This window comes from Yoonia maricola (assembly GCF_002797915.1).
In the GTDB taxonomy this organism is placed as follows: Bacteria; Pseudomonadota; Alphaproteobacteria; order Rhodobacterales; family Rhodobacteraceae; genus Yoonia; species Yoonia maricola.
In genome coordinates this window covers 848,489-871,938 of sequence record NZ_PGTY01000001.1, presented here as the reverse complement: position 1 = coordinate 871,938, position 23,450 = coordinate 848,489, and the positions used below count along the sequence as shown (strand labels likewise).

Here is a 23,450-nt window from a genome sequence, read left to right as displayed (position 1 = left end):
GCAACCTTCCGTTATGCCCTTATCATGCGTCTTTTTCGGCGGCTTTTACCTGATCCCACAAAGCGTCCATCTCGGCCAGATCACTTTGATTGGGCGTCTTTCCCAAGGCCGCAAGCCGGTCTTCGATTGCTGCAAAGCGCCGCTCCACTTTGGCATTGGTGCGGCGCACGGCGGCTTCTGGGTCGACGCCCAGATGGCGCGCCAGATTTGCCATCACAAAAATCAGATCGCCAAATTCGGCTTCAACCTCATCCTGCGAAAGCTGGTCGCGCGCTTCAACCAATTCGCGGCTTTCTTCGACAATCTTATCCAGAACGCTGTCTGTTTTGTCCCAGTCAAAGCCAACCCGCGCCATCCGTTTTTGCAGCTTCACCGCGCGCGTCAGGCCCGGCAAACCAAGCGCTACGCCATCAAGCGTACGTTGCTGTGCCTTACCGGCGCGTTCTGCCGCTTTGATCTTTTCCCAATCGGCGGTTTGCTGTTCCGCCGATTTATCCCGCGAGGCATCGCCGAAGACATGCGGGTGGCGGGCGACCATTTTGTCGCTGATGTTGCGGACGACGCTGTCAAAGGTGAAATGACCTGCCTCGGTCCCCATCTGGCTGTGATAGACGGTTTGTAACAACAGATCGCCCAATTCGCCTTCCAACTCGTCCCAATCGCTGCGGGCAATGGCATCAGCGACCTCATAGGCCTCTTCGATGGTGTAGGGGGCGATGGTGTTGAAGTCCTGTTCGATATCCCAAGGACATCCGGTTTCAGGGTCGCGCAGGCGGCGCATGATTTCCAGCAGGCGGGGCATGCCGCCATGCGGGTCGTGGATTAACGGGTTTTCGGTCATGGCACCTCGCATCGGTTGGCGCGACGCTAGCGAAATGCAGACGGCGCGCCAAGGTACAAGCTGCGGGACAGCTTAGAAGTTGAACGATGCGCGCACGGCGAGCGTGTCAAAGTCCACATCTGCATCAATACCGTCATCGTTTGTGCCAGTGGTCCGCCGCGCAAGATACTCGGCACCAAGCGTGAATTGATCGTTGAATTGATAATCAACACCAAGCCCAAAACTTGCACCGTCAAAGTCGACATCTTCGCCAGCCGCAGCTTCCGCGTTGACTTGTGAATACCCCAAGACCCCATAGACCATGCTATAACCAAGATCATATCCGGCCCGCGCCTTGAGATCGATAAAGCTTGCGTCAAAGCTAAGCTCATCGCCGTCGTCAAAACGTTGATCCACATTGGTCTGTCGCGCAATCTCGATTTCACCGCCGTAGATGATCAGGCCCTGCTGGATTTGATACCCGCCAAAGGCGCTCAAAATCGGGTCAGTTTCGAATGTTGAGACGTCCGTAAATCCCTCATCATCGGCGCTCATTTCGCCGGATGTCGATTGACCCAGCGACAGCCCGGCGTAACCACCGCTCCAGTCGGCCAGGCCAGCTGACGGGAGCCAGGCCATAAGCAGGCATGTCGTCGCAAAGCTATTTTTGAAAGAAATAGGTTTCTTTTTCATGGTCGTTATCCTTGTGAATGCCGCTGCGCAATGCGCAAGCACCTTGCAGGCGTCCAAGCGACTGCCCACAAGGTGCGGCGCGCATTTTAGAAGTTATACGCGGCACGAATGCCCAGTGATTCGACTTTTGAATCGATGCGTACCGAAGTAAATTCATCGAATTCATCTTCAGTCGCCAAATCACGGATCAGATACTCAGCGCCGACAGTGAACTGGTTAGTGATCCGATAGTCTACGCCGAAGCCGTAGTTGACCCCGGTTGATGTATCGAGATCGAGGCCTAGAAAGTCTTCCTCTTCGTCAACATCAAGCAGGCGCGACTGGGAAAAGCCAGCAACGCCGTAAATCAGAGTTTCACCCAGATCATACCCAACACGCGCTTTGATATCGATGAGGCGGGCGTCGGTTGCAATGCTGTCAAAGCCATCAGCTGTCAGGCCGTTGGCTTGTCCGATCGCGAGTTCGCCGCCGATGACAAAGTCGCCTTGCTGAAGCTGATAGCCAGCAAAACCGGAAAAGACGGTGTCTACTTCGAGAGAGTCTTCCGGCACAGCGATGCCTTCGAAAATGGTTGTAACGAAAACATCGTCACCAACCAATGCATCCAATTGCAGACCAGCGTAACCGCCGCTCCAGTCAGCCGAGGCGACCGTAGGTGAAAGAAAAACAGCGGCCAGCGCTGTTTGTTTGAGCGCTGTGCGAAAGGTGGCGCGAGCCTTTGTACGTTTGAGCATGCTTCATTCCTGTTATATGTGATGCAGGACCGCGAAAATGCCGTCCTTAGAAGGCAATACGCGCGGGCTGTCAGATCTATTCCCGCGACAGACGATTTTATTTTCGGGGCGTAGCTGCGGATCGGCCATTGCGCAGGCAGTTATGTTGCGGTCAACTGTGCGGGCAACCAAAGAGACCAACGGACCCGCCATGCCTATTATCAATCGTATCGCCGATTTTGCCGAAGACATGACTGCGTGGCGCAGGCATTTACACATGCACCCGGAGTTGCAGTTCGCATGTTTTGAAACCGCCAAATTCGTCGTGGAAAGATTACAGGACTTTGGCGTGGATGAAATCCATGAGGGGATCGCCACCTCTGGTGTGGTCGCGATTATCAACGGCAAGGCGGCTGGCCCGACGATTGGATTGCGTGCCGATATGGATGCGCTGCCGATGCAAGAAGAAACAGGGTTGCCCTATGCCTCAACCGTTCATGGCAAGATGCACGCCTGCGGTCATGATGGGCATACAACCATGTTGTTGGGCGCGGCGCGCTATCTGGCTGAAACCCGCAATTTTGCAGGCAGTGTTGCGCTGATTTTTCAACCCGCCGAAGAGGGCGGTGGTGGCGGTCAGGTGATGGTGCAAGAGGGCGTTCTTGATCGGTTTGATGTTCAGGAAGTCTACGCGCTGCACAGTGGCCCCGGTGACGCGGTCGGGACCTTTTATACGACCCCCGGCCCGATTTTGGCGGCCGTTGACACTGTGCATATCCACATCACAGGCATAGGTGGACATGGCGCTTATCCTTACGAGACTGCTGACCCCGTTGTGGCCGCAGTTGGCATGGTAAATGCAATCCAGACCATCGTGAGCCGCAACAACAAAGCCTATGAGGATTTGGTGATTTCCGTCACACAGATCCATACCGGCACTGCGGACAATATCATTCCCGATAAGGCCTATATCAACGCCACGATCCGCACGATGTCAAAAGAGACACGAGCGATGGTGCATAAGCGCCTGACCGAGATCGTGAATGGGCATGCTGCTGCCTATAACGTGCAGGCAGAACTGGTTTATGAATACGGCTATCCGGCGACGATCAATGATGCCGCGAAAACTGCATTTGCAGCCGATGTCGCACGCGAAGTTTCACCCGATGTTGATGATACGCGCCAATATGAAATGGGGGCGGAGGATTTTGCCTATTTCCTTGAACAACGCCCCGGCGCTTATCTTTTTATTGGCAATGGTGACAGCGCGGGTTTGCATCATCCTGCCTATGATTTTGCCGATGCGGCAGCGCCTGCTGGGGCGTCATATTTTGCGCGTTTGGTGGAGCGCGCGTTACCCGTTGGATAGGTTTTGCCTTACAGGCGTCGGAGCCTCCGGCGGAAGTTTGATTGGACGAAGAAAGAGGTGGGGCGGTGACATTAAGTAAAGCGAGAGATACGGCTGATCGGGCGTTTGCAGGCGGCGATCCCCGCGGGCTGGCCTATGAGAACGCCTTTGGCGGAGCGACGTCGTTCTTGCGCCGCGCCTACACCAAGGATTTGACCGGGTTTGATCTGGCTGTGACGGGCGTGCCGTTTGATCAGGCGGTGACACACCGCCCCGGCACCCGGTTTGGTCCGCGCGCGATCCGGGAAGCGTCCAGCCTGCAACCCTTTGATCCGCCTTATGGCTGGGATGGGTTTGATCCGTTGAGCGAATTTGCCATCGCGGATTATGGCGATATGCCCTTTGATTATGCCGATGTGCCGGGCGTGCCGGACCTGTTGCAGGCCCATATCGCGGGCATTCTGGCGCAAGGGTGCGGGACGATCACTTTGGGTGGCGATCACTTTATCACGTTGCCGATTTTGCGCGCTTATGCTGAGAAATATGGCCCCCTGTCTGTGGTGCAGTTTGATGCCCATTCTGACCTATGGCCCGACGATGACATGGCCCGCATTGATCACGGCACGATGATGTACAAGGCCGTGAAGCTGGGCGTTGTGGATGTGACCCGCTCGATCCAGATTGGTATTCGCACAGAATGTGAGGATTATCTGGGCATGCCTTACATCGATGCCCGCACCTGTCATGAAAAGGGCAGTGCCTGGGTGGCCGATCAGATCAAGGCGCGGGTGGGGGATCATCCGGCTTACGTGAGCTTCGATATTGATGCGCTGGACCCGGCCTTTGCACCGGGTACGGGAACGCCCGTTTGGGGTGGTCTGGCCTCTTGGCAGGCCGCAGCGATGCTGCGTGACATAGCGGGCATCAATATGGTGGGTGGCGATGTGGTTGAGGTATCGCCGCCTTATGACACCACCGGTGCGACCGCCATTGCAGGCGCTCATGTCGCGATGGAGCTGTGCTGTCTTGCGCTTTGGAATAGAAGGAAAAAGTGATGCCGAACCAGCCTATATCCGGCAATGACTTGGCACGCTTTTCCGGGCCGCAGACCTTTATGCGCTTGCCTGAGGCCGAGACGGCAGAGGGGCTTGACGTGGGCTTCATTGGTATCCCCATGGATATCGGCACGTCATGGCGCTCTGGCACGCGGATGGGGCCAAAGCAGCTGCGTGAGCAATCGGCGATGATCCGACCTTACAACATCCAAACGGGGGCGGCACCATTCGATGCATTGCAATGTGCAGACCTAGGTGATGTGGCGATTAATACCTTTTCTCTGAGTGAGAGTATCCGCATTATTACAGAAACTTACACCGCATATTTAAAGTGTAATTTCATTCCTATGACCCTTGGTGGGGACCATACGTTGACCTTGCCGGTGCTTCGTGCGGTGGCTGAAAAGCACGGGCCGCTGGCCTTGGTGCATGTAGATGCTCATGCCGATGTGAACGATGAGATGTTTGGTGAACGTGAAACGCACGGCACTGTTTTCCGTCGCGCCTATGAAGAAAAGCTTATCACGCCGGACAAGGTGTTTCAGATCGGGTTACGTGGCACAGGCTACACGGCAGATGACTTTACCGAAGCTGCTGGTTGGGGCTTCAATCAATACCTGGCGCCGGACCTATGGCATAAGTCGCTGACACCCTTGGCCACTGATATCAAAGCGAAAATTGGTGATCAACCGTGTTACATCACCTACGACATCGACAGTCTCGATCCGGCCTATGCCCCCGGCACCGGTACGCCGGAAATCGGCGGTCTGACGACCCCGCAAGCGATGGAACTGATCCGCGGCCTGCGCGGTTTGAACATCGTAGGCTGCGATTTGGTTGAAGTCTCGCCGCCTTATGATACCTCGGGCAATACGGCGCTGACCGGGGCGAACCTGATGTTCGAGATGCTGTCGATCCTGCCGGGCGTGCCGTACAGATAGCGTACAGACAGCGTACAGATGCTGTACGTACAGTTGACAGACGGAGAGATATCTTGCGCATCCTGATCCTACTTGTGGTCCTGATCCTTGGGTTGATGGCCTATGTCCGGTTTGCGCCGACAGATGCGGCGCGATGGCACCAGATGCCCGATGCGGCAGAGCCCGGTGATCATGTCGGCGAAGGGTCCTTTCGTGCGGTCCGCCGGATCACGGCCCCCGCAGCCGAGGTTTTGACTGCCATCGAACAACGCGCGCTGGCGACGCCGCGCACCAAACTGATCGCAGGCAGCGTTGGCGAAGGCATGATTACCTTTCAAACGCGTTCGGCCCTGTGGGGCTTTCCCGATCACACAACCGTAGCGGTGCAGGGTGATCTCTTGGTAATCTATGGCCGATTGCGGTTTGGCCGTTCGGATCTGGGTGTGAACAAGGCCCGGATTGCGGGTTGGCTGGAAACGCTTGGCCCCTTGACCGCGCCGTTGTGATCAGCCAAGCGGTTAACCATGATTGCCTCGGATAGAATTGAACAGCTGATCGACCGGTTCCAGTTTCTGGAGGCGAAGATGGCTGATGGTTCGGCTGGCAATGAGATTGCAGCCTTGGGCAAGGAATATGCTGAACTACGCCCTGTGGTTGAGACGGTGACGGCCTATAAAGCGCTGGTTCAGCAGATTGAAGATGCTGAAGCGATGCTGGCGGACCCCGAGATGAAGGAATTGGCCGAGGCCGAACTGCCAGACCTGAAGGCGGCTTTGGCGGCGTCTGAGCATGATGTGCAGCTTGCGCTTTTGCCGAAAGATGCCGCGGATGCGCGCCCTGCGCTGTTGGAGATCAGACCGGGGACGGGGGGCGATGAGGCGGGTCTTTTTGCTGCCGATCTGCTGCGCATGTACCAGCGCTATGCTGAAAAGCAGGGGTGGCGGTTTGAGATATTGGAAGAAAGTCTGAGCGAATTGGGCGGCGTGAAAGAGGTTGTCGCCCGTATCGTGGGCGACGGCGTCTTTGCCAAGATGAAATACGAGAGCGGCGTGCACCGCGTGCAGCGTGTGCCCGAGACAGAAAGCGGGGGGCGCATCCATACCTCCGCCGCCACCGTCGCGGTGCTGCCAGAGGCCGAGGATGTGGATATTGAAATCAATCCAAGCGATATTCGGATTGATACGATGCGCGCGTCGGGGTCCGGCGGGCAGCACGTGAATACGACGGATTCTGCTGTGCGGATTTTGCATGAGCCGACCGGGATTATCGTCGTGAGCTCCGAGAAATCGCAGCACCGCAACCGCGAGATCGCGATGCAGGTGCTCAAGACCAGGCTGTTTGATCTGGAACGGCAGAAGGTTGATGATGAACGCTCTGCTGATCGTAAGGCCCAGGTGGGGTCGGGGGATCGATCCGAGCGGATCAGGACCTATAATTTTCCGCAGGGGCGGATGACGGACCACCGCATTAACCTGACGCTTTATTCGCTGGGGCAGGTGATGCAGGGCGATCTGGAAGAAATCGTGAGCGCCTTGCAAGCCGATGCGCAAGCGACGTTGCTGGCGGAAATGGGCGCGTGACAGGCAGCCAGATGCTGGCCATGGCTGTTAAGCAATTGGCCGCTGCCGGTGTGTCCGACAGCGCGCGGGATGCGCGCAAGCTTTTCGCTTATGCATCCGGTGTGGATGCCAGCCGCGTGACCTTGATCCTGTCTGAGGATGTGACAGAGGAGGTTGCCACCCGTTTTGACGCGCTGATTGCCCGGCGTGCGCAGTTTGAACCTGTGTCGCATTTGATAGGAACGCGTGATTTCTATGGCCGCAGTTTTCAGGTTACCAAGGATGTGCTGGATCCGCGGCCTGAGACCGAGACGCTGATTGAGGTGGCGTTGCGCGACCCGTTTGAGCGGGTTTTGGACTTGGGAACAGGGTCAGGGTGTATCTTGGTTACATTGCTGGCCGAGAACCCAAAGGCCACGGGCATCGGTGGAGATGCATCATCTGCTGCATTAACGATTGCCTCGTGCAATGCCCAACGGCATGGCGTGCAAGCGCGCGTCAGATTTGTACAAAGCGATTGGATGGCGGCGATCAGAGATCCATTTGATCTGATTGTCGCCAACCCGCCCTACATTGCGGCTGATGAAATGGACGATCTGCAACCAGAGGTCTGCTTGCATGAACCCCGCATAGCACTCACCGACGAAGCCGACGGCCTGACCGCTTATAATAAGATCATCGCCGGAGCGCCCGACTACCTGACACCGGGCGGGCGCCTGATTGTCGAGATCGGGGCGACGCAGGCTGAGGCTGTGTCTGAGATGATGCGAGACGCAGAGTTGCAGCAGATTCGCGTGATCCCGGACCTTGATCATCGCGACCGGGTTGTAGAGGCGCGAAAGCCGTAAATTCAGGCCAAGACCCGCCCAACAAGCGGCAAATAGCGCCTTTTTTTCACTTTAGCCTTGTCTTGGCCCCACCCACATGTTTATTCAGTAGCCATTGGATGGGACGAGGCTCGCCACTGACCTCCCCCCGATGAGTTGCCAGACATTTTTGCAAGGCTCCGAGAAAAAAACGCGCATAGAGAGCGCGATGTGGTTTAGCGTAACGACAGCCAAAGGCTTGAAAGCACTTACATGAGATCATCGAAGTCACGGTCGCGGAATAAGAACCGCAATAACCGGCCCTCGGGCGGAAACATCATTAACCGGGTGTTTGACAGCTCTGGCCCAGACGGCAAGGTGCGCGGCACCCCGCAGCAGATTATTGAAAAATACAATCAGCTTCACCGCGACGCCGTTTTATCTGGCGACCGGGTGGATGCCGAGAACTTTGCCCAACACGCAGAACACTACACCCGCATGCTGGCCGAAGCGCAGCGCGAGGTCGAGGCCAAACGCGAAGAGCAGGAAGAGCAAAACCGCCAGCGTCAGGCCGAGCGTGACCGCGAACGCCAAGAGCGTTTGAAAGCGCAAGAGGCTGCCGCAGGCGATCCGGCCATCATGGATCAGCCCGATGTGGCGGCTGACGCAGGCGAGAGCGGGTTGGTTGAGACGCCCGAAGAAAAACCGCGCAAACCGCGCAGGCCACGCAAGCCGCGCAACGTGCCTGATGAGGGCAATGCGCCTGAGGCTGCAGAGTGATGATAAAGCCCTCCGATTTCGGGGGGCTTTTTCTTTGGACAGATGGGGATGCCTCCGGCGGAAGTTTGATTGGACGAAGAAAGACAGAGGTGTTTGAGCGGGCCATTGTGGTTGGTGCGAATGGTGCTGGCAAGACATGGTTGGCAAGGCAGATTGCGGAACAATATGACATCCCCGTTATTCATAACGACGCGTTGGCGCTTTTGACCCGTTGGCAGCACCGCCCGCAGGCTGAGGTCGCGTCACGGCGTAAGATGGCTTTGGCTGGTGATCGTTGGGTCCTCGAAGGGGGGCCGTCGATTTTGTCAAATGAGGTACTGAACAGTGCAACGCTGGTGGTCTGGTGTGACACGTCACCGGGATTGCGGGCGTGGCGTATCTTTCGTCGCAGTATGTATTATTTGGGGCGCAACCGGCCGGAACATCCTGATGGCAACCGGGATTGGCCCGGTCCGCGCCAATTGCGGTTCTTTACACGCGCCCTGATGGGCGGCGCGCGTTTTGAGGCCGCAATAGAGGCGGCTTTGTCTGGGTATGGCGGACCAGTGGTCAGGTTGAGAACCAAGGCCGCAGTATCAGGCTTTCTGAAGGCTGCGTGCCAAGGCGCAGAAGGCTTCTAGCCCCACCTGTTCGGCCCGTTCGGTGGGTTTGATCCCGGCGGCGATCAAGTGGTCTTCGATATCGGGGCTGACGGATTTAAGTGCTGAGCGCAGCATTTTGCGCCGCTGGTTGAACGCCGCTGCGACCACTTTGTTCAATGTGCCAGGGTCTGCGGGGTATCGTGGTGTGGGTAGGGCCGTCAGGTGTACCACGGCTGAGTTGACTTTGGGCGGCGGGCTGAACGCCTCTGGTGGTAGGTCCATCACGATTTTTGGATCACTGCGCCATTGGGCCAGCAGCGCCAGCCGACCGTATGCCTTGCTACCGGGTGCTGCGACTATCCTTTGGGCGACCTCGCGTTGAAACATCAGCGTCAGGCTGTGCCAGAAGGGCGGCCAGTCTGGTGGTGTCAGCCAACGCACCAGCAGTTCGGTGCCGACGTTATAGGGCAGGTTGGCTGCAATTTTGATAGGTTGTGTCAGGTGTTCAAGCGGGTTTACCGTGAGCGCGTCGCCGTTGATGGCTTGCAGCCTGTCGGGGTAGGCGGCGGCGATTTCTGCCAAGGCAGGCATACAGCGTGGGTCTTTCTCGATCGCCAGTACCCGGCGCGCGCCTTCCGCCAGTAGACCGCGGGTCAGGCCGCCCGGACCGGGCCCGATTTCGAGAACATCCGCGCCCGACAGGTCGCCTGCAAGCCGTGCAATCTTGGCGGTGAGGTTGAGGTCCAGCAGAAAGTTCTGACCGAGCGATTTCTTTGCGGCAAGATCATGGGTCGCGATCACCTCGCGCAGGGGTGGCAGGTCGTCAATCACGGGCGTCGGCCATTTGTGCGGCCATGCGGATGGCGGCGATCATGGAGGTGGCGTCGGCGCGGCCTTGTCCCGCGATATCAAATGCTGTGCCGTGGTCGGGCGATGTGCGGATGAAGGGCAGGCCAAGGGTGACGTTCACGCCGCCGGAAAAATCGAGTGTCTTGATCGGGATCAGTGCCTGATCGTGATACATGCAGACGGCGACGTCATAGTTTTTGCGAGCACCGGCGTAGAACATTGTATCGGCTGACATCGGCCCGGCGATGTCCATGCCTTGCGCACGCAGTGCGTTTAGCACGGGCGTGATCATCTCGATCTCCTCACAGCCCATCTTGCCGTCTTCGCCTGCGTGCGGGTTGAGGCCTGCAACGGCGATGCGCGGCTTGGTGATGCCAAAGTCGCGGCGCAGGGCTGCGTGTGTGATCAGCAATGTATCAGTGAGCAAGCTGGCGGTCAGTGCGTTGCGGACCTCTGCCAGCGCGATGTGGATGGTGGTGGGCACCACCCGGAGTGCGTCGCAAGCCAACATCATCACCACCTGATCGGTGCCTGCCAATGCGGCAAGATATTCAGTATGTCCGGGGTATGCGAAGTCAGCACCATCAATCAGCGCGGCCTTGTGGATCGGCGCCGTGCAAAGGGCGCGGGCCGCTCCTGATTGCACCAAGGCCACACTATCTGCGATCGCACTGATTACGCCACTGGCATGGGCGGGATTAGGGCGTCCGGGCGTGGCGAGGCTGCCGAAGTCGCGTGCCAGAACGGTCAGTTTGAACGGGTGGATATCAGCCGGGTCCGTGGCGGCGTGGTAATCCGTGCCCTCAGGCAGATGTTGTGGATCACCTAGCCAGAGCAGGGGCACTTCGTTTTTAAGAGCCTGCCAGGCCATAACAGCGATTTCAGGCCCGATCCCCGCCGGTTCACCGCAACTGATCGCAATAGGTTGCATCAGGGGCGGATGACGGCAGAGGCCCGCAGATCCTCAAGTAGAGCGTCGGCAAGTGCGGTCAGTCGCTGACCGCGGATTTGGTTGCGGATGCCCTCCCGATTAATGCCATCCGCACCTGCATTGTTGCGCGCGCATAGCATCAGGAACACCAGTGTTTCACCATTGTCGCGGGTCAGATTATAGGACACTTCGCCGGGATCAAGCCGGGCTAGTTCAAGGGCGACGTCATTTGAGATGGCTGCAGGTGCCTCGGTCAGGCGGTCTAATACCTCGACAGGTTGGTTGCGCGCTACGCCATAGAGATCATCACAGGTATCGACCTGATCACGCACAGTAGCTGCCTGTGTCAGCCCCGCATCGCTGCGCCCGCCGGGGATATAGTATGCGGCATATTCGATGCTGACCGGTGTTGGGGCGGCCTGAACGGCCTCACGCGTGCCGCGCAACTGGAACAACGCGATGGCATTTGGGATTTCGATGGGGTCGGTGACCTCGCCTGGTTCCAAATCAAGCACAATGCTGCGAATCTGCGGCGGGAAGTTATTCACCGGCGTCCAGTCCAGTCTCCCGCCATTTTCACGTGAGGGCAGTGCCGATACCTGACGTGCCGCCGCCTCGAAATCTGCAAACGACCGCATCCGCGAGATTTGCTCAGCGGCTTGGCGTGCGTCCGCCTCGCGGCCTGCTGGCGGCGCAATGATAATTTCGCTCAACAGCACTTCAAGTTGTGATGACGTATTGCCCTGCTGGGCAATGGCCCGTTCGATATCGGCATCGGTGATGTTGACCTCGCGGTTAAACCGCGACCTTACAAAATCGCGCCAAAGGATTCCCACTTCGACAAAGTCACGCAAGGTGCTGATATCAATGTTATTTTGCGCCAAGACCTGAGTGAACTGCGGCAAGTTCATATTGGCCCGTCCGGCAAATTCTTCCATCGCTTGCTGCAGTGCAGCTTCGGACACTGCGACCCCAAAGCGCGCCATTTCCTGCTGCTTTAAGCGATCTTCGATCAGGGCGGTGCGGGCTGCTTCGTTCAGATCGCCGGGGGTGCGGAACACCTCAAGCAGGCGGATCCGCTGTGTCAGCTCATATTGGGTGATTACCCTGTCATTGACGGTGATCACCGGGGTCAACTGGCCTTGAGCGAGCGCGCCTGTACACATGCAAAGTGCCGCTATCACGGCAGCTATCTGTCCTTTAAGCATCCTGAAACTCTTCATTCGTCTAGTATCCGCATCCTGTTGCCGTGCTACCGGTTGTTTGCCCTGCATCAAAGCTCCCGATAGTGCCGCTTATCCCATAAGTCGTTGTTGCATCAACCGTACTGGAAGACGTGAAGCGGCGCGAGGCCGAAACGGTCACGGTCACGCATTCGTTTTGCCATTCAAGGCCCATTCCGGCGCTTATTGGCTCATCTGCGGCGACATCATAGCGTCCGTCAACCTCTAGCGTCCATGTCGTGTTCAGATCAAAGGCAGCGTCAACCTCCCATTCTGAAATTGTGCTCGTGCGGTCTTCGTCGGCATCGGGGCCTAACCATACATAGTTGGCCCCAAGCGATACCCGGTCATTTTGCCATGCAACCCTGCTGTCAGCTACGGTAAGCCCGTCATCGTCGTCCCACAGGCTGCGCGCATCGATCAGGAACCCGCCGGGCGCCGTAATTTGGCCGGCGACAAGCCAGTCAGAGTTTTTCCCGTCCAACCCTGATGTTGCTGTAAATCCGTCCTGCGTTTCCTGCCTGATGATGCGTCCAAAGCTGACGGTTGATGTCACGCCGCCAGCGCCAAACCGTGTCCATTGCAGCCCTGCGGCGGCCTGCGCGCCTGTTTCAATGCGGTCTTCCCCTGCAAAACGCGATGCTGCGGTCAGGTTCGCCCAATCCAGTTCGGTGCGCAGGCTGTCTTCGTTGGGGGGCGTAGCGCCATAGCTGTCAGACCAACTCAGGCTTACCACGGGTTCAAGCAGGTGCGATGTCCCATTGTTGCCCAACCGTGCCAGCGGCCAACGCAAAGTAAACCCCGTGGTGGGGGCGACACGTAGGTCTTCGTCAGCGAAGTCATCGTCATCATCAACAACATAAACGTCCGCGCGCAAACCGATCTGTGCTTCGGCCAGCACGCCGTGGGGCAGAACCCAGCTGTCAGACCAGCTACCATCCGCTCCGATCCGGCTGACATCGCGTCCGTCGTCGCCGTCCGTGTCATCGGTCCGGTAGGCCAGATCAAAGCTTGTCCCATAGCGTAGAATACCGCCAAAGGTTGGCTCCCAACTGGTTTCATAGGATATATCTGCAACAATCGGGGGCAACGATGCATTGTCTTCGTCATCAAGCAAGGTCTGATAATAGGTCAGGCGTGCATTATAGAGAGTGTCATCATCGACCCGCAGCAGTTGAACCGCACTGTCCAGCCGGTCTTTGTCTGCATAATCATAGTCAACCAGATACGCCTTGTCGCTGACCGTTTCGAGGTCAAAGATCAGCTGATAGCTGTCGCCAAGATAAAATGTCCCTTCTGCAAACAGATAAGAGCGGTTTCCGTCCACAACGGTATCGTCACTGATCGCCCCCTCAACTGTGATATCGCCTGTGGCGAAAGCCTGTCTGTAGCGCAACTCCAGTGTGGTGGTCTCGGACGATAGATAGGGTGTGATGGTCAGATCCCGATGATCACCGAGCGTGATGAAATACGGCAGCTTTACACCGAAACCCAGTTGTGTGGTGTTGCGCTGTTCGGGCACCAGCAGTCCAGTGGATCGTTCAAGGTCAGGGTCGGGCAGGCGCATTTGCGGCAACCAAAGGATTGGCGTACCTTTTACCCGCAGGGTGGCGTTGCTGAAGTAGATTTGTTGCTCTTGCTCGTCATAAACGACTCGTTCGGCGCGGATATCCCATAGTGGGGGGGCCGTGCCGCAAACCCGGCAGGATGTAGCGGTGGTTTTATAAAGCTGTGAAAACCGGCCATCGCGTTGATCAATCTGGTAGGCGGCCAATTGCAGTTGTTGATCCAAAACGATCCGCGCGCTTTGCAGTATCCCGTTTTCAAGCCGTGGGTCCAATGTCGCGCTATCTGCTGTTAAAATGGTGCCGTCATTGGCCTGAATAACAATCGGGCCCAAAATCCGCAGCGTGTCGCTTGGCTCATCATAGGTGATCTGGCTGGCTGTCAGGCGGTTGCCGTCAAACAGTACTTCGACATTGCCGCTGGCGATCAGTTGATCTTCCCCATTCAGTTCAACCCTGTCGGCCACCAAAGTGGCCGCACCTTGGGCGCTGGCCACCACTGGTGCCAATAGTAAAAACAACATCGAGAGGACGCGCATTATCCATCCTCATTGTGGAGCAGAAACCCCATCGAAATCCCGATGGCTGCAAAGGGTGGCGCCCACGCTGCTAAAAGCGCGGGCAATTGACCATTTTCGCCCAGAACCAGCGCGAAGTTGCGGATGAAATAGGTGACAAAGGCCAATATAACGGCAAACATCACCATCAGCCCCGTGCGCCCGCCACGTTGGTGGCGCAGGGTGAAGCTCGCACCGATCAGCACCATGGAGACCAGAAAAATGGGCAAGGCCAGTTCAGTATGAAACCAGACCAAATGGCGCTGTGCCGAAAAGCCTGCCGTTTGCAGCCGGTCAATGAAGGCGGGCAATTCCCAGATAGGAATGGACGATGGGGTGCCAAAGCTGTCTCTGATCTGGTCAGGGGTCAATGTGGATTGGATCGTGCGCTCAGGTTCTGCGACAGCGCTTGCCTCTGGCGTGGTGACACCGGCAAGCTGCCACGATTTTGTATCGCGCAAGACCCATGCGCCTGTAATCAATTCGGCTGAGGCCGCGTTGATCCGCGCGGTGGGGCTGCCATCGGGCGCGAATGTCAGAAAGGTCACATCTGTCAGGCGCGTGCCGTCAAGATTGGCGCTTTGCGCGCGAATAACGGCCTGACCGGTCTCGTTGCCCTGACGCAACCATAGACCCGATGAGCCAAAAGACAGCACAGAGCTACTGCCGCGCAATGCGTCGCTGCGCGCCTCGTACTCTTTCGATGTGCCTGCGACGATGGGGTTCATGACCCCGACCGCAAAAATGCCCAGCAGCAAAGCCACCGTCAGCGGGGCCAGTAGCGAGTGAAGCGCAGAGCGGCCTGCGGCCCGTGTCACGACCATTTCGGACGACCGCGACAAGCTGAGAAAGAGTGCAATTGTTGCAAGGATCATGATCAATGGCAGGATCGCGTAGAAGGCCTGGGGAATATTCAGCAAGCTCAACATCAAAAGATCGGCAAAGCTCGCATCATCGCCGCCAAAGCGCCGCAGTTGATCGACCAGATCAACAAAAAGCATGATCAGAAAAAACACCATGCCCACGCCCAGAAACGTGCGCAGAAAACGGCGCGCAAAGTAACGATGCAGGATCATGACGCGGCCATCTCTTTGATCCGACGTTTGAACAGATAGGGGCGGCTGGCCCAGAACAACAGGAACCAGATTATCACAAAGCCGACCGCACTTTGCAGATAGGTTACCATCCAAAGCTGCGGGTCGCTGCGGGCGATGCGCAGGCCGGTGGTTTCGACGGCCTTCACCACGATGATCAGAAAAATAGCGCCGATGATCTGTTTCCACACACCAAAGCGGCTGTAACCGCCGACCATCAGCGCAGAAAACCCCAAGAGTGCGGCCACGATACCCAGGATCGATTGACTGAACCTGTCATGTCCGCGCGCAATCAGGCGCGCGGCGTCGCGTCCCGTTTCCTCTTCAAGTGCAGGGGTGGGGTTTAACAGCTCCCATGTAAACAGATGCGAGTCGCGGCGCCCCCCGCCTTGATCGTCAACGATCAGGTTGCTGATGTTATAGGCAAAGTCATCAAAGGTGGTCGTGAACAAGCGTTGGTTTTCTGTGCGCAGTGTTTGGACCATCCCGTCCAGCATCACCAACTGGGTTGTATCATTGTCGCGCACCAAAAAGGCCTTGGACGCTGTATAGGTAAGCTGTTCGCTTTCAGAACGGCTGTCAGACAAGAAGATATCCTGCAACTCGCCCCCTGGGGTAATTTCGCGAATATAGAAGGTGATCCCTTTGACGGGTTCCAGAAACTGCCCTTCCGTCAACAGGCGTGTGGTGATGTTTTGCGCGATCTCTGCTTGTCGTTCGGCTAAGCGCGCGCTGCTCATGGGCACTAGAAAATGCATCAGCGCTGACATCATGAGGGCCACGATGATCCCAAAGAAGAGGACCGGGCGGGCCAGACGAAACGGGGAGTAACCTGTAGCCTGCACGACAGTCAGTTCTGATTCTGTTGACATGCGGTTGGTGACGTAAACAGCCGCAGCAAAGGCTGCCAGCGGTAGGGCCAGCCGCATGACGGACGGGAGTGATAGCGCCGTGAATTCAAGAAAAACACCGGCAGACTGTCCGTCAGCGATCAACTGATCAAACAACACAACTGCCCGGTTGATCCAGTAGATTAGGATCAGCACAAGGCTGAAGAAGCCAAACAACACCATCAGTTGCGACAACATATATCTGTCAAACCGCGCCAAATAGGATGTCCTTTGTGGTGCCCGTACGTTTCTTTGTATGCAAACTAGCCTAACCATGCAGCGGACCCAACAGCTATCTGGTCAATAGGGTGGGTGCGGGCTACCTATTGGCGGACAGACACTTATTCCGACAGGAGCTACCATGACCACACCCGCCGAAATTCAGTTCAAAGAGGTTGATTTAGATGCGGTGGCTGACGCCCCCGGCAAGGTGGTCGTTTTTGTCGATACCGATGGCAAGCTGGACGCCGGTGCGCGCAAGGTGAACACGCTGACGCGCAAAGCGCTGGCACGGTTTTTGGAGAGTGCGGCTTTTGAGAAGATGGCAGCCGGGGATGTATCATCGCTGGGCTATCCCGGCGGTATGGCGGCAGCTGCGGTTTGCGTGGTCAAACTGGGCCGCAGGCCGAGCAGCCAAGAGGCGCGCAAGGCTGGCGCGCAACTGGCCAAGGCACAGGGCGGCAAGGATCTGTTGGTTCTGGCAGGTACAATTATGCGCGCGGACGAGATCGCACTGGGATTGGCGCTGCGTGGATATAAGTTCGATGCGCATAAAACAGGCGACAGCAAGCCCGCTGGGAGTGTGAGCTTTATGGTGTCCAAGCCGGAAGACGTGGCGAAATCAGCTGCTCCGATGGCGGCGATCGCGGAAGGTGTCTTCTTCACCCGCGATCTGACCAACGAACCCGCGAATGTGCTGACAACAGATGACTTTGCAGCCCGCCTCGCGGCGATGCAGGAATTGGGTCTCGATGTTGAAATCCTCGAAGAGGATGAACTTGCCAAGCTGGGGATGCGTACGCTGTTGAGCGTGGGCCAAGGCTCGGTCAGCCCATCCAAGGTTGTTGTCATGTCATGGAATGGCGGCGGTAAGGAAGCACCCTTTGCGCTGGTCGGTAAAGGTGTCGTTTTTGATACGGGCGGGATCAGCCTGAAACCGGCAGGCGGCATGGAAGATATGACCATGGATATGGGCGGCGCGGGTGTTGTGGCCGGTGTGATGCGCACATTGGCGCTGCGCAAAGCCAAGGCCAATGTCGTGGGGCTTGTCGGGCTGGTCGAGAATATGCCGTCGGGCAATGCGACGCGTCCGGGCGATGTGGTCAAGTCGATGAAGGGTGACACGGTCGAGATCATCAACACTGACGCCGAGGGCCGTTTGGTGCTGGCTGATGTACTGTGGTACGCGCAAGAGCGGTTCAAACCGGTTGGCATGATCAATCTGGCGACCTTGACGGGGGCGATCCTCGTGGCTTTGGGGCATGAAAATGCGGGGCTGTTTTCGAACTCCGATGAATTGAGCGATGCGTTTCTGAAGGCTGCCAAGGCTGAAGGCGAGGGTGCTTGGCGCATGCCTATGGCGCCTGCTTACGATGACTTGCTGAAGTCGCGGATCGCCGACATGAAGAATGTCGGTGGCCGCATGGCCGGCTCCATTACAGCGGCACAGTTCTTGCAGCGCTTTGTGAAAGACGATGTACCTTGGGCGCATTTGGATATTGCTGGGACCGCCAGTGTGAAAAAGGAAACCGGACTGGCACCTGCGGGGGCGACGGGCTGGGGTGTGATGGCGCTGAACCGGTTGATCGCGGATAAATACGAGGGCTAAACTTGGGCGCTGCGTTCTTTTATCACCTGACCGATAGCCCGTTGGAGGCAACCTTGCCGATGCTGATCGGCAAGGCCCGCGGCGCGGGCTGGCGTGTTCTGGTGCGGGGGCAGGATGCGGCACTATTGAAGCGGTTGGATGATGTGCTGTGGCAGGGGCCGGAGGATCAGTTTCAGCCGCATGGTCTGGCCGGTGGGCCGCATGATGCAGACCAACCGGTTCTGTTAGGTGATGGGCCCATTGATGGTTTCGGTTGCGTGATGAGCGTGGGTGGCGCCGCGGTGGCCGCGGATGAGGTGCAGACGTTGGAGCGGACGTGTATTCTGTTCGACGGACATGACGAGGTCGCGCTTGAGACGGCGCGCGGGCAGTGGAAAGCGCTAACCGAGGCTGGGTGCACGGCGCAATACTGGGCCCAAGAGGGCGGACGGTGGACGAAGAAGGCGGAAAAGTAAGGTGGATCATGATCCACCTTACCTGTGGTACGGCTAAGGCCTAGAACGCGAAGCTGGAGTCGAAACCTTCGGGCAGTTGCGCCGGTTGCGCCTCGCAGGCGGCGAGCAGGATGAGGAGGGCGAAGGTGCGGATCATCGGTTCAGCACCAATTGTCCGTTTGAAATCTCGATCCGGTTATAAAGTCCCAGATATGTCATGCCCAGCAAGGACACATCCATTTCCCCACCGTTGACGACCGCGGGGACGCTGCGATCTGTGATGTCACCGAGCACAACTTCATCCAATGTCACGGGGGCAGTCGATACGACGCCATTGGCGGTGTTGGCAAAGCTCGAATAGGTCAAGGACGCAGGGTCAATTCCAATCAGAGCTGCATCTTGCTCTGTCAGAACAACCTGACTGGCCCCGGTATCTATGACGAATGCGATTGGCACGTTGTTGATTTCAAGCGTCAGGTGATAGTGCCCGTCGTTGCCGCGTGGGACAGCGACTGTGCTGCTGTCAATAATAGCCTGACGCGGGTTTACATCGTTGCTGATGTCCTCCCAAAGCCCATATGCGCCGATGGCGCCGATAAAGATCAGCGCCCAGACTGCGGCTTGTTGTGCCATTTTACCCATGTTCTTGCGGCCCGCCACGATAGCAGAACCGGCAATGGCGGCCCCCAGCAGGACAAGATAGGTCAATTGCATGATTTGGTCTGTGCTCATGGTGTCTATATAGGCCTTAGCCGCCGATCCCAAAACCCCGTAAACCATCAAGCACGAATTGCACGGCCAAGGCGGCCAGCAACATGCCCAGCACGCGGGTCACGATGTTGAGCCCGGTTTTGCCCAAGGCCCGTTCAATCGCCGGGGCGGCGAGGAAGGCCAGAAGCACAATAAACAGCACTGCGACAATGATACCAGCGATAGCGGCTATATCAGCGGCGCCTTGTGCTTCGCCCGCCAGTAGGATCACGGTCGTGATCGCGCCGGGCCCGACGATGAGGGGCAAAGCAAGGGGAAAGACAGAAGGGTCATCTTCGTGTTCGGCTTGTCCTTCGCTGGCTTGATCTTCGCGCCGTGCTTGTCTGCGTTGGAAGAGCATGTCGAGTGCTGTGAGAAACAACAGGATTCCGCCTGCAATGCGGAATGCATCCATTGAGATGCCGACAAAGCCCAGCACGGCCTCGCCCAGCAGCAGGAACACCATCATGAGGCCTGCAGCCACCATGAACGCCCGGATCGCGATGGCACGCCTTTGCGCGGCATCCATGCCTTGGGTCAGCGCGATGAACACGGGTGCCAGACCTGGCGGATCAATGATGATGAAAAGCGTGGTGAAGGCCGCGATCAGGGCTGGAAGTTCGGTCATGGTATTCTGTCTGACAGATGCTGGCGCTTGGACGCAAGCGCTGTGATGCCTCCGGCGGAAGTTTGATTGGACGAAGAAAGAGGGGGGTCAGCTTTTCTCCGCTTTCTCGAGCTTTTCAAGCGCTGCCATCCACATGGTTTCAGCGCGTTCGAGGCCGTCCATGACTTCGGCGTATTTCTTGTTCCATGTCGCCAACTCGCCTGCTTTGCCATCTTCGTAGAGGACAGGATCGGCAAGCTTTTTGGCCAGCTTGTCGCGCATGTCATTGATCTTTTTGACCCGCTCTTCGTTTTTGCGCACGTCGGATCGCAGCGCCATAAGTGCTTCGCGTGAGGGCTTGGCCGTCTTGACCGGAGCAGGCTTGTCTTTTTCGCGCGGCTTTTCTGGTGTCAGCAGCATCTTGCGATAGGCTTGAAGGTCTTCGTCATAAGGGTTCACGTGCCCGTCTTTGACCAGCCACAGCCGGTCGGCGACCATGCTGAGAAGGTGCATGTCATGGCTGACCAGAATGACGGCGCCGGAATAGGCCGTCAGCGCCTCGACCAGCGCTTCGCGGGACTCAATGTCGAGGTGGTTTGTCGGCTCGTCCAGGATTAGCAGATGCGGCGCGGGCAGGGTGGCCAGCAACAAAGAGAGGCGTGCTTTTTGGCCGCCAGAGAGGCGACCCACTGCGGTATCGGCTTGGTCTGCCCCCAGCCCGAAACCGGCAAGGCGGGCGCGCAGTTTGGCTTGGCCTTCGCCCGGGCGTTCGCGGAACAGGTGGTCGAGCGGGGTTTCCTCGATCCGCAGCTCATCCACCTGGTGTTGCGCGAAAAAGCCGATGCGCAGTTTGTTCGATGTCACCATCTTGCCGCGTGCGATGGGCAGTCGGTCCGACAGCATTTTCGACAGCGTTGATTTGCCTTCGCCGTTGCGGCCCAGAAGGGCGATGCGGTCGTCCTGATCGATGCGCAGGTTCAGGTCATGCAGGACGATATTGTTGCCATAGCCGACAGCAGCACCTTCGGTTGCGATGATGGGTGGCGAGAGTTCTTCGGGTTCGGGGAAGGTGAAAACGGTCCGTGCGGCGTCCTCGGGCGCGCGGATGGTTTCCATTTTTTCCAGCATCTTGACGCGGGACTGCGCTTGTTTCGCCTTGGACGCCTTGGCTTTGAACCGATCCACAAAGGCTTGCAGATGTTGGCGTTGTGCATCTTGTTTCTTGGCCGCTGCCGCTTGCACAGCCCGGTTCGCCGCGCGTTGTTTGGCGAATGTGTCGTAGGGTCCGGTGTAGTAGATCAGCCCCTTGTCTTCGAGGTGCAAGATGCCGCCGACGGAACGGTTGAGCAGCTCGCGATCGTGGCTGACGATCAGCACGGTATGGGGGTATTTGACGAGATAAGCCTCGAGCCAAAGCGCGCCTTCGAGGTCGAGATAGTTTGTCGGCTCGTCCAACAGCAAAAGGTCGGGTTCGGAGAAGAGAACAGCCGCCAAAGCCACACGCATGCGCCAACCGCCGGAGAAGGCAGAGCAGGGCATTTGCTGTTCTTCATGGGTAAAGCCAAGGCCGCGCAGGATGGTGGCCGCGCGGGCCTCGGCCGACCATGCCTCGATATCTGCCAGACGCGTCTGGACTTCTGCGATGCGGGCAGGGTCAGTGGCGGTTTCGGCCTCTGCCAGCAGCGCTTCACGTTCAGTGTCGGCGCGCAGGACGGTGTTGATAAGCGAGACTTCGTTGCCCGGCACCTCTTGGCTGACGCCGCCGATTTTCCACCCCTTGGGGATACTCACATTGCCCGTGTCCAGCACCATCTCGCCCCGGATCACGCGGAACAGCGTTGTCTTGCCGGAACCGTTGCGGCCTACAAGCCCCACCTTGTGCCCGGCGGGAATGGTCACGGTCGCATGTTCGACCAGCGTGCGGCCTTCGACGGAGTATGTGATGTCTGAAATCTTGAGCATGAGGCGGCTATGCTTGATCCTTTGTGCGGGGTCAATTGGCTGTTTTTGTGGCGCTTTGGTTTTGCTGTGTTTAAGCACGCAGAATGGACAGCAATCGGACCGTTATTCTGGCGAGCTTGATCGTGATTGGTTTTGGCGTTCTTTGGGGCTTTTACTGGTTACCATTGCGCCAGATTGATGCGCTTGGGTTCACGGGGCCGTGGGGTACTGTCGCGATCATGGTCGTGGGCGCCATTTGCCTGGCACCTTGGGGATGGCGGCGGCGTAAGGTGTTATTTGCGTCGCACCCGATGGCAATCGCCTCACTCATTCTGGGCGGGTGTTCGTTGATGTTTTATTCGCTCGGACTGCTTTATGGCCGCGTCGCTATCATTGTTATCCTATTCTACCTGACGCCGGTTTGGAGCACGATCATCGGGCGCTACCTGTTGGGTTGGCCAATCACCCGGTCGCGTGTCGCGGCCTTGCTCGCAGGCATCGTGGGTTTGGTGCTTATTTTGGGTGCGGATGGTGAAGTGCCGGTCCCGCGTGGTTTGGGCGAATGGTTGGGGCTTGCCAGTGGGTTTGCCTGGGCTGTCGCCTCTATCGGCATCAAGGTTAAGTCTGCGGCTGGACCAGCAGAGAGCACTTTCCTTTTCGCTGTCGGCGCTCTTGTGGGAGGGTTGATCTTGGCACCCATGCTTGCGCCGATCCCCGATTTTGAGAGGCTGGCTGATCCATTTGCTATTGTGTCCTGGGTGGTTTTCACCGGAGTCTTATGGTGGGTTGTGTCAATCATCGGGTTGCTTTGGGCGACCACAAAACTTGAACCGGCACGGGTGGGTATCCTGTTGATGTCAGAGGTGGTCGTGAGCGTACTCTCCGCAGCTATGATTGCTGGGGAACACCTATCGGGTGTTGAACTGATCGGTGGGGCGTTGGTGTTGATTGCTGGCGTGCTTGAATTCTTGCCTGACGCTAGCCGTTTGTCGGCCAGACGTGGTGCGCGTCATCAATAACGTAGGCATGCGCATGTTTGCGCCCGTGTTCTTTGACATGTGGGTGATCGTCCGGCAGGTCGGTGTGCGTATGGGGCACCACAACCGGATCGCCTTCGGGCCAGAGTTTGAGCGCAAGCGTGACGCCAACAGCGCCCAAAACGCCAAGAAGACCCAGCGCTGGCCCCATGCCCCATGCGGTCATGGCGTGTCCAGCCAATGGGTATGTTACCAGCCAACATGCGTGAGATAAGGCAAATTGCGCCGTAAAGACCGCGGGGCGGTCATCAACATGCGCAGACCTGCGCAACAGGCGACCCTGCGGTGTCAAGGTGGTTGAGTAGCCGATGCCGGTCAACGCCCAGAGTATCAGAAAGATAGGCCAACTTGGCGTAAGGAACGCCTGTCCGAGCATCAGCACGGTCAGTAGTGATGCACCAAACAGCATTACCGGCCTGTCGCTGAGCCGTTTGAGCAGGCCGGGCAGGGCGAGTGCCGCGAGCATGGA

At 57.6% G+C, this 23,450-nt stretch carries 25 protein-coding genes; 11 read left to right on the top strand and 14 right to left on the bottom strand.

Features of this window, described 5'->3' with window-relative positions; translation table 11 throughout:
- Positions 1-22 precede the first annotated feature (22 nt).
- The 3 genes from mazG to BC777_RS04345 all read right to left on the bottom strand — a co-directional run bounded on the left by mazG (position 23) and on the right by BC777_RS04345 (position 2,247).
- Positions 23-841 carry a nucleoside triphosphate pyrophosphohydrolase gene (gene mazG / locus BC777_RS04355; protein WP_100366907.1) on the bottom strand — a complete coding sequence of 273 codons (819 nt, stop codon included), beginning with the start codon at positions 839-841 and terminating at the stop codon, positions 23-25.
- Between the two features lie 72 nt (positions 842-913).
- Positions 914-1,513, bottom strand: coding sequence for an outer membrane protein (locus BC777_RS04350; RefSeq protein WP_100366906.1), 600 nt, complete (start codon positions 1,511-1,513; stop codon positions 914-916).
- 86 nt (positions 1,514-1,599) lie between these two features.
- Positions 1,600-2,247 carry an outer membrane protein gene (locus tag BC777_RS04345; protein WP_100366905.1) on the bottom strand — a complete coding sequence of 216 codons (648 nt, stop codon included), beginning with the start codon at positions 2,245-2,247 and terminating at the stop codon, positions 1,600-1,602.
- A 190-nt stretch (positions 2,248-2,437) separates the two neighbouring features.
- Between BC777_RS04345 and BC777_RS04340 the strand changes: the two genes are divergently transcribed.
- The 8 genes from BC777_RS04340 (at position 2,438) to BC777_RS04305 (ending at position 9,314) form a co-directional block, all read left to right on the top strand.
- Complete coding sequence (locus BC777_RS04340; RefSeq protein WP_100367996.1) at positions 2,438-3,595, top strand: amidohydrolase; 1,158 nt, start codon at positions 2,438-2,440, stop codon at positions 3,593-3,595.
- 65 nt (positions 3,596-3,660) lie between these two features.
- A complete protein-coding gene (speB, locus tag BC777_RS04335; protein WP_100366904.1) occupies positions 3,661-4,629 on the top strand; it encodes an agmatinase in 969 nt (322 codons plus the stop codon).
- Complete coding sequence (gene speB / locus BC777_RS04330) at positions 4,629-5,570, top strand: agmatinase (RefSeq protein WP_100366903.1); 942 nt, start codon at positions 4,629-4,631, stop codon at positions 5,568-5,570. The genes speB (BC777_RS04335) and speB (BC777_RS04330) overlap by 1 nt, the downstream gene beginning before the upstream one ends.
- A 53-nt stretch (positions 5,571-5,623) precedes the next feature.
- Positions 5,624-6,055, top strand: a complete 432-nt coding sequence (locus BC777_RS04325) for a DUF1499 domain-containing protein (RefSeq protein WP_311135467.1) — start codon at positions 5,624-5,626, stop codon at positions 6,053-6,055.
- Between the two features lie 18 nt (positions 6,056-6,073).
- Positions 6,074-7,129: a peptide chain release factor 1 gene (gene prfA, locus BC777_RS04320; protein ID WP_100366902.1), complete on the top strand. Its 1,056-nt coding sequence runs from the start codon at positions 6,074-6,076 to the stop codon at positions 7,127-7,129.
- 11 nt (positions 7,130-7,140) lie between these two features.
- Positions 7,141-7,956: a peptide chain release factor N(5)-glutamine methyltransferase gene (prmC, locus tag BC777_RS04315; protein WP_100366901.1), complete on the top strand. Its 816-nt coding sequence runs from the start codon at positions 7,141-7,143 to the stop codon at positions 7,954-7,956.
- Between the two features lie 231 nt (positions 7,957-8,187).
- Positions 8,188-8,694 carry a DUF4167 domain-containing protein gene (locus BC777_RS04310; protein WP_100366900.1) on the top strand — a complete coding sequence of 169 codons (507 nt, stop codon included), beginning with the start codon at positions 8,188-8,190 and terminating at the stop codon, positions 8,692-8,694.
- The gene (locus BC777_RS04305) at positions 8,694-9,314 is read left to right on the top strand and encodes a P-loop NTPase family protein (RefSeq protein ID WP_100366899.1); all 621 of its coding nucleotides are present in this window, start codon (positions 8,694-8,696) and stop codon (positions 9,312-9,314) included. The genes BC777_RS04310 and BC777_RS04305 overlap by 1 nt, the downstream gene beginning before the upstream one ends.
- Here the strand turns inward: BC777_RS04305 and rsmA are convergent.
- Genes rsmA through lptF form a run of 6 tightly spaced genes read right to left on the bottom strand, consistent with a single transcriptional unit; the run spans position 9,270 to position 16,582 of the window.
- Complete coding sequence (gene rsmA / locus BC777_RS04300) at positions 9,270-10,106, bottom strand: 16S rRNA (adenine(1518)-N(6)/adenine(1519)-N(6))-dimethyltransferase RsmA (protein ID WP_100366898.1); 837 nt, start codon at positions 10,104-10,106, stop codon at positions 9,270-9,272. The two genes, BC777_RS04305 and rsmA, sit on opposite strands and share 45 nt — an antisense overlap.
- Complete coding sequence (gene pdxA / locus BC777_RS04295; protein ID WP_100366897.1) at positions 10,099-11,055, bottom strand: 4-hydroxythreonine-4-phosphate dehydrogenase PdxA; 957 nt, start codon at positions 11,053-11,055, stop codon at positions 10,099-10,101. The genes rsmA and pdxA overlap by 8 nt, the downstream gene beginning before the upstream one ends.
- A complete protein-coding gene (locus BC777_RS04290) occupies positions 11,055-12,263 on the bottom strand; it encodes a peptidylprolyl isomerase (RefSeq protein WP_110590632.1) in 1,209 nt (402 codons plus the stop codon). The genes pdxA and BC777_RS04290 overlap by 1 nt, the downstream gene beginning before the upstream one ends.
- Positions 12,264-12,282: 19 nt before the next feature.
- Positions 12,283-14,382: an LPS-assembly protein LptD gene (locus tag BC777_RS04285; protein ID WP_100366895.1), complete on the bottom strand. Its 2,100-nt coding sequence runs from the start codon at positions 14,380-14,382 to the stop codon at positions 12,283-12,285.
- Positions 14,382-15,476 carry an LPS export ABC transporter permease LptG gene (gene lptG, locus BC777_RS04280; RefSeq protein WP_100366894.1) on the bottom strand — a complete coding sequence of 365 codons (1,095 nt, stop codon included), beginning with the start codon at positions 15,474-15,476 and terminating at the stop codon, positions 14,382-14,384. The genes BC777_RS04285 and lptG overlap by 1 nt, the downstream gene beginning before the upstream one ends.
- Positions 15,473-16,582, bottom strand: coding sequence for an LPS export ABC transporter permease LptF (gene lptF / locus BC777_RS04275; RefSeq protein ID WP_100367994.1), 1,110 nt, complete (start codon positions 16,580-16,582; stop codon positions 15,473-15,475). The genes lptG and lptF overlap by 4 nt, the downstream gene beginning before the upstream one ends.
- Positions 16,583-16,745: 163 nt before the next feature.
- Between lptF and BC777_RS04270 the strand changes: the two genes are divergently transcribed.
- Positions 16,746-18,212: a leucyl aminopeptidase gene (locus BC777_RS04270; protein ID WP_100366893.1), complete on the top strand. Its 1,467-nt coding sequence runs from the start codon at positions 16,746-16,748 to the stop codon at positions 18,210-18,212.
- A 2-nt stretch (positions 18,213-18,214) separates the two neighbouring features.
- Positions 18,215-18,667 carry a DNA polymerase III subunit chi gene (locus BC777_RS04265; RefSeq protein WP_100366892.1) on the top strand — a complete coding sequence of 151 codons (453 nt, stop codon included), beginning with the start codon at positions 18,215-18,217 and terminating at the stop codon, positions 18,665-18,667.
- A 40-nt stretch (positions 18,668-18,707) separates the two neighbouring features.
- Here the strand turns inward: BC777_RS04265 and BC777_RS04260 are convergent, their stop codons facing one another.
- The 4 genes from BC777_RS04260 to BC777_RS04245 form a co-directional block, all read right to left on the bottom strand.
- Positions 18,708-18,803 (bottom strand): DNA polymerase III subunit chi, encoded by a 96-nt coding sequence (locus BC777_RS04260; RefSeq protein WP_100366891.1) that lies wholly within the window; start codon positions 18,801-18,803, stop codon positions 18,708-18,710.
- Positions 18,800-19,378 carry a retropepsin-like aspartic protease family protein gene (locus BC777_RS04255; protein WP_100366890.1) on the bottom strand — a complete coding sequence of 193 codons (579 nt, stop codon included), beginning with the start codon at positions 19,376-19,378 and terminating at the stop codon, positions 18,800-18,802. Before BC777_RS04255 ends, BC777_RS04260 begins: the two co-directional genes overlap by 4 nt.
- Positions 19,379-19,394: 16 nt before the next feature.
- The gene (locus BC777_RS04250; RefSeq protein WP_100366889.1) at positions 19,395-20,024 is read right to left on the bottom strand and encodes a MarC family protein; all 630 of its coding nucleotides are present in this window, start codon (positions 20,022-20,024) and stop codon (positions 19,395-19,397) included.
- Positions 20,025-20,111: 87 nt separating this feature from the next.
- On the bottom strand, positions 20,112-21,965 hold the full coding sequence (locus tag BC777_RS04245) for an ABC-F family ATP-binding cassette domain-containing protein (protein WP_100366888.1): 1,854 nt from the start codon (positions 21,963-21,965) through the stop codon (positions 20,112-20,114).
- An 83-nt stretch (positions 21,966-22,048) separates the two neighbouring features.
- Here BC777_RS04245 and BC777_RS04240 point away from each other — a divergent pair, with 83 nt between their 5' ends.
- Entirely contained in the window at positions 22,049-22,963 is a 915-nt protein-coding gene (locus tag BC777_RS04240) for a DMT family transporter (RefSeq protein ID WP_100366887.1), read from the top strand.
- Here BC777_RS04240 and BC777_RS19740 read toward each other — a convergent pair.
- The gene (locus BC777_RS19740; RefSeq protein WP_446001707.1) at positions 22,923-23,447 is read right to left on the bottom strand and encodes an MFS transporter; all 525 of its coding nucleotides are present in this window, start codon (positions 23,445-23,447) and stop codon (positions 22,923-22,925) included. The genes BC777_RS04240 and BC777_RS19740 overlap by 41 nt on opposite strands.
- Positions 23,448-23,450 lie beyond the last annotated feature (3 nt).